Consider the following 12,587-nt stretch of genomic DNA (forward strand, 5'->3'; position numbering starts at 1 on the left):
GTTGGATTCATGAATAAATATCACAAATAATCTTGGAGCGAACAGGTAAAGTTAATCGAGGACTGTCGAAGTCGATCTACTCTCGTTTTGCTCAATCATACTGAAAGGTATAGTACAGATCGATTGCATTATCGTCACCTGCGCGGGTCACTAGAGTAATATTTCGTGTCAGGCTGTAGGTGAGTTTGGTGATACCCGCGGCTGCGGTGGTGAGTCCTCGTTCATAACTAAGATAGGCACGCGAGCTAAGACGCTTACCGACGACGCCGATCTGGCTGCTTAATGCGCTGTCGGTTGTACTCCCGGTCGCCTGCTGTTGTCTAATCGAAAACTCATCGACACCCAGCGCTTGACCGATCTGATCAATCACACCCCCGCCGGATTGCCCACCTAGAATAGAGCTAGCAGCAGCGATCAGCAATGAAGTATCCACGCCGCTGGCATCAGGCGCACGTCCCAATACGATCCAGGATAGCTTTTCAGAATCGGGGACGTTGGGGGTGGATACCAGCTTAATAATCGGATGGCGTACCGTACCCGTGACTTGAACACCGGCTTCCACAGCCAGATCCTTGCGGGCTGACAGTGCGTTGAGCCCGGGGCTATCAGAGCTGGCGATGCTGCCTGCGCCCAAGCGTCGATCATAATAGGCGCTAGCATCTGCGTTCACGGGTAAATCCTTGCGGACTGCCAGTACGTTCAGTGCTGGATCGTCGAGGGGGCCATCAAAGCTGACGATACCGCGTTGCACCGTTAAGCGTTGGCCATAAGCATTAAAGAGCGTATCACGAGCAGCAATCGTTCCGATTGCATGCAGTGCTCGTCCAGGTTTGCTGCTTAAATGCAATTGCCCGGCTAATCGGCCTTCTAACCCAGACGCGCGCAAGTAGAAATGTTCCCCTAAATCCAATGTAGCGCCCAGATTTACCAGAAGCTTCTGAGAATTGGCAGGGGGAGCAGACTGCCCAATGATGATCACATCATCGGATAATTGCGGCTGTCCAGCTTCAGGCTGGAGTAAAAAACCGGCATCGGTTGTCAATTTGCCATCGATCGTGAGTTGTTGCTTGTTTAAGCTCACCTGGCCATTTCCAGAAGCCACGATCCACCGATCAGGCTGTTGCGCTAAGGGGAGGTGATCTAGGTCGATCGTTAAATGACTGCGTTGGTCTTGATAATCGATGGCCCCCATTACCGTAAGTTTTCCTGACTCTTTGGGCAATTTTATTTTGGATAAGAGGGGATCGCCGGGTGGAGATTGATGGGGTGCAACGAAAGTAAGGGTGCTGATTTGCAATGAGGTTTGATTGAAATGGGCTTTGAGGCTTCCTTGTTGTAGATGCATACCTTGATCCAGTAGGGCAATCGCCAGTTCTTCTCCAAGGATAGTGCCGTCTAGGCGAGGGTGATTAAACGTGCCGGCTACATTGGCTTGGATGGAAAATCGACCATTACTTTTCAGGTTACTGTTTACTATTGGCCCAATCCAGGATAAATCTGCAACATTGACGTTTATTTTGCCACTCAGCGGCAGGTCATGAGCTATTTGCCAGACGCCATCTTTATAGACTAAAGGGATAATTCCGTTTGCCACTGTTTCCCCAATTCGTTCACCATGAATTATCAAATCTGCTGACAAGCTACCATCCTGGGCACGCGCATCGAATTGAAATTGCTGCAAGCCCAGTTGAAGGGGAGAGTCTTCGAGCAAGAATGCCCAGTCGCCCCTTTCGCGAGCGATGCGTAGATGACCCCTCAACTGCTTGCTGGCGGTGATATCCCATTCACCTCCCATTTGCAGTGCTTGAACGCTTTGAGGCAGTGCATTTTCCGATTTCAGGGTAATACCCGCTAATGTTCCACGGGTTGACCATTGCTGTGGGGTCCAATGGGTGTCGAGTATGTTGATTTCACCTTCAGCAACAGAAATTCTGGTTGGCCCCAAGGCAATCCGCTTTTGACTGATGCTGAGTGTGGGCTGGTTTAAGAAGTGAAAGGGCAGCAAGCCAGTCGCCGATAATTTTTCCAGTTCGCCATTCCATTGAAAATGCTGTGGGTTTTCTGTAGGAAGAGCGAGTTTTCCTGTAGTCTGAAATGCAAGATGTGAATCCTTTGGTAAACCCGTTTCTATGCTTAGCGTATGCCGGGCCTTATTGCCGGACAATGTGATCGCTAAGCTTTTCAGATAATCTTCGGTATCCAAACGATAGTTTGCAGCTTTGATATCGAGTGCCACGGCTGTTTCGTGCAGATTTCCTGTGATGGTAAAATTCGATAGGTGGTGGTTGCTAATCATCAAGCGCTTCGCGCTGCTTTCAATGAGTAGCCGGGGAGAATCTAAGGTATCGGCCAGAGTTACCTGTGCATTGAGATCGCCTTCCAGCCCTAACCCCAACTGTGCTAGTGCGGGTGCGGCAATATTCAGTAATAACCGATCCCCTTTGTTACCAAAAGCACCTTGAGTGCTGAGTTGATTGCTGCCAATTTGTAAGCTGACTTCGCTTTTGATTCGCTTGGTATCATCAAACGCTAGCTGACCTTTACCTATGACTGGCTGCTGGGCGAACTGGCTTTTCGTCACGGTGAAACTCGCGACGCCACTGATTTGTGGGGCAAGTTTTCCCGAAAATTTGAGTGTTGCGTTCAAATTTGAGGGCGGCGCCTGCATGAACGAAGCCAAATTAAACTGACCGAGCATACCTTCAAAATGAAAAGATTGAGATTCTTTCAGATTCAGTTGACCTCGCCCAGTCAGCGTAGAAGTATCATGGCGCAGCGTCAATTTTTCCAGACTGACGGCAGCTTCTGTGCGAGTTAGACTCGCTTCAAGGGATAGTGCCTTATCGCGGAGAGAGATCATCCCTTGCTGCGTTGCGGTATCACCCGCGAGTTTGAGAGAGCCATTGATTTTTGCAGCTTTCAGTCGTGTATCCAGTGCGGCGGGATTGAGCTGATTGACTTTGAGATCCGCAGATCCTGTCGCTTGAGCTATTTGCCAGGCGAAATGACCAGTAATACTGGCATTATCGGCTAATTTCAGCAGTATACCGTCAAGCTGGATTTCCTCCATCGAAATGGAAGACTGCGCGCGTACTTCCATCACAGGCAGGCCATCCTGATCAAGTGGTAGTGGAAGACTATTTTTGATGATCATGCTTCCCTGCAGCTTTCCGGCAGTATTCTCAAGCAAATGGGCATCAATGGACAGATTGGCTTTGGGCATATCAACCCAAAAGGCTTGAGGATTCAGTTTGTCTAGCGATAGCTGAAGGTTGGCAAGCGGCATGGTTGCAAACGGGCGCACTACAAATTCTCCCTTACCTTGAGCACCTGCGCTCATTCCGGTGATGGTTCCATTGATTTCTTCCAGGTTGCCGATCAGATTGATTGAGACAGAGGCTTCAGGTATAGCGCTATTGGCAGTGTGTTGCTGATTATCGAGCGTAATCTGGGCATTCAGATTAAAAGGTCGATCTGGGCTCAGCTGAACTGACCCAGTCAGTTTTCCAAGTTCCAGATCAAGCGAAATTTTCTGCAGGAGATGGCGGTGAGCATCACTTTCGACGCTTGCTGCTATATTTGTGACCGTCAAGTCCGGCGTCTCTTTTCCGATGGTCAATATCTGCAAAACGCCAATTTCCAGCTTCTGGATGGCTATTGAGAGAGGCAGCCGCAAACTTTCCGGCAAAACCGATGGTTCTGTGGAGGGCGAAGACTGCAACTCAATCGCGTTGACTGCCAGCATATCGATCGATAATTGCTTGGAGAATAATAACTGAGGTTGCCAATGTAGTTCGATGTCGTCAATGGTGGAGCGCAAATCGTCACTGGTATAGCTAATCTTTTTTATGCTCAAAGCACGTAATGTGCCATTAACGTCCTCAAATATAATACGCTCACCACTGAGATGGGACACCGTAGACAGCAGGAATCTTAGGCCAGTGGTGCTGGTGGTTACCCAAATGCTGCTTGCTGCCAGAGTAAGCGTCAACGAGAGAAAAAAAATGAATAACCAGGATCTTTTGCTATTTTTCCTTGGTTTCGGATTGGCATCATTATTCTGCATTTTTTCAATTAACTAGAAAGCTACCGCAATCGAGAAATGTACCCGCAGCGTGCCGGTGTCATGTCGTCTGGCTAAATCGAGCGCTAGCGGGCCAGCGGGACTGCGCCAGCGGATACCGCTACCATAGCCGAGTGATGGTTTGAAAGACCGCCAAGAGTCTGCCGCATCACCCACATCCGCGAACAAGGCGGTGCCCCAATTCTCAGTAAACCAGCGCACATATTCGAGTGTCCCCGTGCCCAGTGTGCGTCCACCCACAATGGCATCCCCTTCACGTACCCCCAGGCTTAGAAAATCATATCCCCGTACTGATTGAATGCCGCCCGCACGAAATAAATATTCCTGAGGAATGCCGTCACGTGATGAAGCCAGGGTATAACCCACTTCAGCACGTAGAAACAGCACGTCACGCGCTCCAATTGGCCACCAGTGCTGATGTCGTGCGTACGTGCGCACAAAATCCCGTTTTGAAAGCAGATATTGGCTGCCACCGCCAATGCGCATTTCTGTAATATGGCCACGTCTGGCATGTAGAGGGTTATCTACATTATGATAACGCCACCATGTGTCAAGTGCTAATGCATGGGCTGTGGTATCGGGCGCGCCTACCGGCTGCCTTTCTTCCCTTTGCCAAGCGATACCGAGCTGTGTTCGCATTTTTTCCATAGTCCGGTCTCGGGTGAGGCTGACTTTTTGATTGAATGTTCTTAGATCCTCGATGTCGGTCCGCTCGACTCGCGCTCCCAGGCTATAGAGATAATTATTTTCGTCTGGGACCGTATCGATTTTTGCCGAGAAGATCTGCCGCTTTTGTTCATAACGGAGTAGGCTGCTCATATTCAATGCTCGATTCAGGAAATTGTAATTACGATAATTGATTTCTCCTCGAGCGCCAGTGTTGGTGCTATACCCAGCGCCTATAGCGATCCGCCGGGAATGCGCTTCGGTCAGTATGACTTCTACCGGAATAGCCTGGTGATACGCAATATCGGGACGGATACTGACTGAGGCAGAGCTAAGGTGAGGGATATTCTGTAACGCGGCCTGGAAAGCGAGCAGTTTATCCCGGTGATAAGGATCACCCTTTTGGAAAGAAGCATAGTTGCTTATCAGGCTTTGATCGTATCGTTCCAGCCCAGTAATCTGTAAGTCACCGAAGTAGAATACTGGTCCGGAATCGATCACTATGCGCAATTTTGCACTTGCTGCCGCAGGATCAACTTCAGCCTGACTGCTGACAATTTGGGCAGCCGCATATTCACGTTCGGCTACGCTGGATAACAAGGCTGCTTTGGCTTCTTCCCAGGCAGAACTACGAAAAAATTTGCGTGGTGTTAATAGCCAGCTAGCGCGTAACTGCTCGATTCGCTGGTGATGCTCAGGTGCCTCTACTGCCAAATCCCCCTGAAATTCAATCGTTACTTCAGTCACTCTAGTGCGCGGCCCAGGAACCACTTTCAGGGTGGGTTTTTCTCCAGTTAAATGATCTTCTAGTGTAACAGTAGAAGTGAAATAGCCTTCAGTTGCTAGTAATTCTTTGATCTCCTGCCTTATCTTGCGAACAAAAGCTGCCTGCGCAATGTCATGGGCAAAGGGTTCCTCAGGAAGGGAGATGTGTTTTTTTATGAGCTTCTTGACGGACTTCGGCGCAGAGAGTTCGACTACGGCAGCCGATTCTGATTCGCTGTTTGAGTTTTGATTGGCTTGGGCTGCGATAACGACAGGACTAAGCGCGCATAAGCATAAGACAGCAAACAGCGTAATAAATAGCCAACATACACCATAAAAGGAGATCGGGAAGCTAACAGGAGATTGGGTCGGATAATCGATCGCCATTTATAAAGGGTGGCAATTCAATATCGATCGAATTTAATCTCCAATTGTTCATGTCAATCCAGATAACTTAATGTTTCAGTTTGTTAAATCGTTTCAGACACGTTCGATATATTCGCCATTATCAGTGTTGACTTTAATCTTTTCGCCTTGAGTTACAAAAGAGGGTACCATGACGACCAATCCGGTTTCCAGAGTTGCAGGTTTATAGGAACTGGTAGCCGTTGCACCTTTGAGATTGGGCTCGGTATCCACGATGGTGAGTATGACACTCGGGGGAAGTTGCACACCAATCGGGCGATCATGATGGAAGTTAACCAGCACATCGGTATTGGGAAGCAGATACTCGCTTTGTCCTTCAAGGAAATCTTGCGACAAACTCATTTGTTCGTAGGTTTGCTTGTCCATGAAAATGTAGTCGTTCCCTTCCTGATAAAGAAAGGTCATTTCCCGTGGTTCGATAATGGCACATTCGACTTTATCTTCAGTGCGAATGCGCTGATTGGTTTTAGTACCGGCCTCGATATCCTTCATTTCAACCTGCATAAAGGCACCGCCACGACCGCCGACATGAACATGGTAACATTTCAGTACACGCCAGATCCGTTTGTCCCATTCGATCAAATGGCCAACACGAATTTCAGTTGCAAGAACTTTTGCCATTGCTTTTTTCTTATAAAAATGACCATTCTACATCAAAAAGCTTGTAATCCCACACCCGCTTCTTTTCTTGAGAAGTGCCGGCAGTGTACTCGCCTGGCTGAATTTCTGGATACGGTCAGAATCCAATATCCAGACTACCATGCCAAACCGGTACCGGCATTCGGTGATTTATCCCCTAAGCTGCTGATCATTGGTCTCGCCCCAGGTATGCATGGTGCAAACCGTACGGGCAGGCCTTTTACTGGTGATTTTGCCGGTATCCTGCTTTACCAAACGCTTTATAAGTTGGGCTTGGCCAGTCATTGCGAGTCGATTTCAGTGGATGATGATTTACGTTTGCTCAACTGCCGTATTACCAATGCTGTCAAATGCTTGCCACCTGCAAACAAGCCGCAACCCAGCGAGGTACGGCAATGTAATGCCTATTTGTCGGCTGAAATAGCCGAGTTTGCAGCGCATGGCGGACAGGGCATCCTGGCTTTGGGTAATGTGGCTCATCAGGCGGGATTGATGGCGCAAGGATATAAAATAAAAGACTTTCCTTTCAGTCATGGGGCTGTACACAGTCTGCCCAATGGATTGAGACTCTATGACAGCTATCACTGTAGTCGTTACAATACACAAACCAAACGCTTGACAGCGGAAATGTTCGAGCAAGTCATTGCCAGAGTGTGTGCAGATCTGGCATTACCAACCTGATCAATTTATTTTGGAGAAACTGAGATGCCCTATGTCAATATCCGTATTGCCGGCACATGGAGCCGAGAACAGAAAAAGCAGATTGCCGAGGAAATTACCGATACTCTGGAGCGTGTAGGCAATAAACCCAAGTCTTATACCTATATTTCTTTTGATGAAATGCCCCATGAAAACTGGGCGATTGGCGGAACTTTGCTCGGTGATGATGAATAACAGGAAATAAGCGTTTTGTCAGTAACAGCATTTGACGGCAAGGTCTTCTCATCGACTTTGCCCGCTCTGCCGGGCGTGTACCGTATGCTGAACGCAGCCGGGGAAGTTATTTATGTCGGTAAGGCGATTGATCTTAGGAAACGAGTGTCGTCTTATTTTCAGAAATCCAATCTGAGTCCGCGTATCCAGCTCATGGTTTCGCACATTACGGGAATCGAAACGACCGTGACGCGTTCGGAGTCGGAAGCCTTGCTGCTTGAGAACAATCTGATCAAGAGCCTGGCGCCTCGCTACAATATCTTATTCAGGGATGACAAGTCTTATCCCTATTTAATGCTGAGCCAGCATGCTTATCCCCGATTGGCCTTTTATCGGGGCGCGCTGGATAATCAGCATCAGTATTTCGGTCCTTTTCCCAATGCGGGCGTTGTCAGAGAAAGCGTTCATCTTTTGCAGAAAGTGTTTCGCTTGCGCACCTGCGAAGATAGCGTGTTCAATCACCGTACTCGACCTTGCCTGCTTTATCAGATCAAGCGTTGTAGTGGACCTTGCGTCAACCTTATTTCACCAGAAGATTATTGTGAAGACGTCAAAAGTGCCTCGCTTTTTTTACAAGGCAAGCAAAATGAGGTACTGAAAGATATCGCTGAAAAAATGCAGATCGCATCCGATCTTACGGAATACGAGCAAGCTGCAATTTTCCGCGATCAGATGCAGGCACTGCGAAAAATACAAGAAAAACAGTTTGTGGATAGCGGCAAGGCATTGGATGCGGATGTCATCGCCTGCACTTCCCTGCATGATGGTGCTGAGGAAGTTTGCGTCAATCTGGTCATGATCAGAGGGGGGCGGCATTTGGGCGATAAGAGCTTTTTCCCACAAAATGTGCAGGGCTATGAGCTACCGGATGTCCTGGAAGCGTTCATTACACAGCACTATCTCAATCGACATGTTCCACCATTGATTGTAATCGGTGAAAAAATCCACTTGGATATTCTGCAACCTTTGCTGTCCGAGCAGGCCGGCCGTAAGATAGCGATCGTGCTCAACCCAGTCAGCGAGCGGCGTGTATGGCTAAATATGGCGACTGAGAATGCTCGGTTAGCGCTGAAGCAGAGGCTGCAAAGGCAAGCCAGTCAGGAAGAGCGCTTGCAAGCTTTACAGCTTGCCTTGAATTTGCCGAGCCTGGCCCGTATCGAGTGTTTCGATATCAGTCATACCATGGGTGAAGCAACGGTGGCTTCCTGTGTGGTTTATGACAATTTCTCTCTACGCAATAATGAGTATCGCCGTTACAATATCGCTGACATCATGCCTGGTGATGATTATGGGGCGATGCGGCAGGTGCTTCTACGGCGCTATGCAAAAATGGCTGAGGAGGAGGGCAAGCTACCGGATCTGATTCTGATCGATGGTGGAAAGGGGCAGGTAAGTGTGGCGCAGGAAGTATTGATTGAGCTGGGACTCAATGACATACCCTTTCTTGGCGTAGCTAAAGGGGAGGGACGTAAACCCGGTTTGGAGCAATTGATTTTTCCGTCGACTGAAAAGCCGTTAAAATTACCGGCAGATCATGCTGGTTTACATCTGATTCAGCAGATTCGCGATGAAGCACATCGCTTTGCCATTCAGGGGCATCGCGCCAGACGTAATAAATCACGTACTGTTTCAAGCCTGGAACAGATTTCTGGCATTGGTGCAAAACGGCGCCAGAGCTTGCTGGGGCGATTCGGAGGACTAAAAGGCGTACTGACTGCAAGCGTTGAAGAGTTGCAACAGACAGAGGGCATCAGCCGGGCGCTGGCAGAGAAGATTTACCGTGAACTCCATTGAGCTTGCCCCTAAAATAAACGTAGTGAAATGGCTGCTGCATATTAAATAACAGAACTGATATTTTTATATTTTATGCCAATGAATCTTCCTAATCTGCTGACATGGCTACGGATACTCGCGATCCCCTTATTTGTCGGGATTTTTTATTTGCCGCCGACCTGGTTATCGCCGTTTGGCCAGAATCTGATTGCTACCATCATTTTTAGCGGGGCAGCCATCACTGACTGGCTGGATGGCTATCTAGCCCGTACCCTTAATCAGATGTCAGCCTTTGGCGCTTTTCTTGATCCGGTCGCAGATAAATTAATGGTCGCAGCCGCCTTGATTGTGCTGGTGCATCTGGAAAGGCTGGATGCGCCGATTGCACTGATCATCATTGGCCGGGAAATTACCGTCTCGGCCTTACGTGAATGGATGGCACATATCGGTAAAGCCAAAAGCGTAGCCGTTTCCTTCCTGGGAAAAATAAAAACAGCTTCGCAAATGATTGCGATTCCGCTATTGCTCTATCACGAAAAAATCGGAGATCATTTTGATTCGCAGGTCATCGGTACCTGGCTTATTTACCTGGCTGCAATCTTGACGCTGTGGTCGATGATTTATTACTTGAAAGCGGCTATTCCGCAAGCGCTGAAGCATTCCCCCTAGAAATCGACCATCATTGCCCTATTCAGGCGATGAGCTCGACCCTGCCCGTTTTAAGATGGTAAAACCCGCCCACGATGCGTATTTTTTTGTGATCATGATAATAATCCAGTATGGGCGTTTTGGTTCTCAGCTTTTCGACCGTCATGATGACATTGGCTTTGATCACATTGACCAGGCGGCTGCTGGAAGTATCGGACACCGCTCTGACGGTAGGCGCGATCGCACTCGCCAGTAACTGGATGTGACCAGGAAAGTCCTGGTGATGATCGACCGCATCGATTGCCGCTTTGACTGCGCCACAACTTTCGTGACCGAGCACCATGATCAAAGGGGTTTTCAGCACTGCGACTGAATATTCCAACGTGGCCAGATTATCGTGCGTCAGATAGTTGCCTGCGACACGCGCGACAAAGAGATCGCCGAGTGCCTCATCGAAACAATGCTCGGGACTAACTCTCGAATCGGAGCAGCCTAAAATGGAGGCATAAGGGTTCTGTCCTTTGGTGAGCGAGGTTTCCACATCATGAAAATCCAATGGCTCCGATTTGCCCGAGACAAAGCGTTCATTGCCAGCTATCAATCGTTCCAGCGCTTGATCAGGTGTTAGGATGTTTTCAGGTTTGGGGATTAACGGGGTAGGGGCCTCGGAGATAGTTTTATCTTTGTCACCGGCAAGACCTGCACTTGCGAAACCCAAACTCAGCGCAGTGACGGCGGCTTGTTTCAAAAATAAGCGTTTGCTCGGGTCTTTCTGTACATAATGAATTTGATCATGATGGCTTTTTTTGAGATTACGAGACGTTACAGAGTGGCATTCTTTACACATGCTGATAATTCTCCTCAATTCAGATCAAATAGTGGCTAGAAGAAAGTTAGACGTATTCAATTTTACTCGCTGCGGGATGAACATAGCAGAAAGGGGCTGCCATTCTGATACCGGTTACCCGATTAGGCATTATCTGTACTTTCTTTTCTTCTAGCCCACCTAGCATGTATCTTCTTTGTATCTGGGTCTTGAACTACATTGAAATCAATTACTGAACCGTCTGCATCAAAATGCCTTCCGGTTGAAACCATTTTTTCATTAAAGACATGATGAGTTTGTTCGACATTCATCGATTTACGAACTCCGGTAATAACATATTTTATTTTCGTCAACTCTTTCCTGCTTCCATCAGCATCAAGTACAAATATTCCAGGCCAGCTGTATTCACTTTCCACTAACAAAATTTTCTCTACATCTGCTCTTGTTTTGAAAATCTCTAAAAAGTGGCTTTTTTTATACTCATTAATGCATGGCACGATATTTTCTTGGAAAAAATACTCAATAAGGCTTTTAAAATCGCCAACAATCTCGCCATTTACCTCCACATTACTTTCAAGACCTAGGGTTGTTACAGGAACAAAACTCTCGCCGTCTTTATAAAGAACATCGTGAATTTGATAAATATCATCCGTTATCACGATAACTCCTGGTTTTATGGGGTATTTAACCCAGTCAATTTCCTCTGCTTTTTCTAGCGTCAATGTTTCGATGCCATTTTTCTGTGCTTTTCTTTTCGCACTTGAAGCAAAGCCTTTACTTGAAACTGCAATAACCTTATTTACGTTAAGCGATTTGGTTTTACCAACTAAGCCATCTATCCATTCAACAGTTTCACTTCTTGAACGGTCCCTGCATTCAACAACAAAGCTGAAATCATGTCCGGCGTATTTGTATTCAACTAAAATATCAACTTCCCGCAAGATTTCAGCTTCTTTATCGAAAACCATGCTTGATTCCGTTACTTTCCCACCAAAATCATGCACGATCTGTTCGTAAATTGTTTTTATTAGCGATTGAAAATCGTTTGTTCTTTTTGGCATCGTATTTTTCGACCAAGGACCATGCATCACCGGAAACGACCAAAGGAAGCGCTTCGGTGCGTATATTAGTTATTAGTTGGGCACTCAAAATTCATAATTAAGGACTTTAACATCCCACTGGAATTTTTAAGCAAGGGTGTCAATATACGAGGTCCAGAATCAAGAATTCTTGTTCTTGCGAACAATAGCCCCAATCGTTGTTGGGTGCAATTGATAAAACGCTCCGATTTCTCGCTGGCTGTATGCATCTGTTTTGTAAGCAGCAATGATTGCCGTTTTGCGGTCTTTGTATTGCGCTGCAATTTCAGACAAAGGCTTTGCCATCGGCCGTTTTTGCTGCTTGGGTATAGCTAAATCGTCTTTTTCTTTCCCAATTCTTTTCTGCATTTCAGTGACGAAAGCTTCATCCTCTAAATAAATTTGACCTTTCAAATTTGACCATATTTCAGCTTGATGCTGCATGCTTTCTTATAGCCAATGAATGAACCTTTTTGGAGAATCTGTCGATAGCAGAAAATTTTAGTCCCTTTCCTCCATTCAAAACAAATCGAACCAATTTAAAATAGGCTTCTCTTAGAAAGCTGTTTCACGAAAAATATTTAGCTTTACGCAGACTGACATGAGCGATCTTAGAACCTGTTCAAAGTCTTTTCGTTTGACAGAAAAAGTGTGATATTTGCAGGATGAGAACAAGTTATCCAAGTGATATCAGTCGCGAACAGTTCGAGCAGATCCGCCCACTGCTGGAAAGTGCGCGCAAGAAGAC

General features: G+C 47.2%; 10 protein-coding genes and 1 pseudogene. 5 read left to right on the forward strand and 6 right to left on the reverse strand.

All coding sequences use genetic code 11. The features are described from left to right. Positions 1 to 91: 91 nt before the first annotated feature. The 3 genes from BLW34_RS09235 to efp form a co-directional block, all read right to left on the reverse strand. Positions 92 to 4,066, reverse strand: a complete 3,975-nt coding sequence (locus tag BLW34_RS09235; RefSeq protein WP_090578605.1) for a translocation/assembly module TamB domain-containing protein — start codon at positions 4,064 to 4,066, stop codon at positions 92 to 94. A gap of 12 nt (positions 4,067 to 4,078) precedes the next feature. Beyond that, a complete protein-coding gene (locus tag BLW34_RS09240; RefSeq protein ID WP_090578608.1) occupies positions 4,079 to 5,902 on the reverse strand; it encodes an autotransporter assembly complex protein TamA in 1,824 nt (607 codons plus the stop codon). A 93-nt stretch (positions 5,903 to 5,995) separates the two neighbouring features. Beyond that, the gene (gene efp, locus BLW34_RS09245; protein ID WP_090541344.1) at positions 5,996 to 6,562 is read right to left on the reverse strand and encodes an elongation factor P; all 567 of its coding nucleotides are present in this window, start codon (positions 6,560 to 6,562) and stop codon (positions 5,996 to 5,998) included. Positions 6,563 to 6,580: 18 nt separating this feature from the next. On the opposite strand from efp, the gene BLW34_RS09250 reads away from it, so the two are divergent. From BLW34_RS09250 to pgsA, 4 genes are all read left to right on the forward strand, one after another. Further along, the gene (locus tag BLW34_RS09250) at positions 6,581 to 7,261 is read left to right on the forward strand and encodes a uracil-DNA glycosylase (protein WP_090578610.1); all 681 of its coding nucleotides are present in this window, start codon (positions 6,581 to 6,583) and stop codon (positions 7,259 to 7,261) included. Between the two features lie 24 nt (positions 7,262 to 7,285). Continuing rightward, positions 7,286 to 7,474, forward strand: a complete 189-nt coding sequence (locus BLW34_RS09255) for a tautomerase family protein (RefSeq protein ID WP_090541341.1) — start codon at positions 7,286 to 7,288, stop codon at positions 7,472 to 7,474. Positions 7,475 to 7,489: 15 nt separating this feature from the next. After that, positions 7,490 to 9,307: an excinuclease ABC subunit UvrC gene (uvrC, locus tag BLW34_RS09260; RefSeq protein WP_090578612.1), complete on the forward strand. Its 1,818-nt coding sequence runs from the start codon at positions 7,490 to 7,492 to the stop codon at positions 9,305 to 9,307. A 72-nt stretch (positions 9,308 to 9,379) separates the two neighbouring features. Next, complete coding sequence (gene pgsA, locus BLW34_RS09265; protein WP_090578615.1) at positions 9,380 to 9,955, forward strand: CDP-diacylglycerol--glycerol-3-phosphate 3-phosphatidyltransferase; 576 nt, start codon at positions 9,380 to 9,382, stop codon at positions 9,953 to 9,955. Between the two features lie 22 nt (positions 9,956 to 9,977). On the opposite strand, the gene BLW34_RS09270 is transcribed toward pgsA, so the two are convergent. The 3 genes from BLW34_RS09270 to BLW34_RS09280 form a co-directional block, all read right to left on the reverse strand. Next, positions 9,978 to 10,781: a carbonic anhydrase gene (locus tag BLW34_RS09270; RefSeq protein WP_090578618.1), complete on the reverse strand. Its 804-nt coding sequence runs from the start codon at positions 10,779 to 10,781 to the stop codon at positions 9,978 to 9,980. Positions 10,782 to 10,903: 122 nt separating this feature from the next. Then, entirely contained in the window at positions 10,904 to 11,821 is a 918-nt protein-coding gene (locus tag BLW34_RS09275) for a restriction endonuclease (RefSeq protein ID WP_090578621.1), read from the reverse strand. 159 nt (positions 11,822 to 11,980) lie between these two features. Next, the gene (locus BLW34_RS09280) at positions 11,981 to 12,283 is read right to left on the reverse strand and encodes a hypothetical protein (RefSeq protein ID WP_090578624.1); all 303 of its coding nucleotides are present in this window, start codon (positions 12,281 to 12,283) and stop codon (positions 11,981 to 11,983) included. Positions 12,284 to 12,504: 221 nt separating this feature from the next. On the opposite strand from BLW34_RS09280, the pseudogene BLW34_RS15605 reads away from it, so the two are divergent. Further along, a pseudogene (locus tag BLW34_RS15605) lies at positions 12,505 to 12,587 on the forward strand (IS5/IS1182 family transposase); the annotation flags it as partial.

Source organism: Nitrosomonas sp. Nm58 (genome assembly GCF_900107335.1).
Lineage (GTDB): Bacteria > Pseudomonadota > Gammaproteobacteria > Burkholderiales > Nitrosomonadaceae > Nitrosomonas.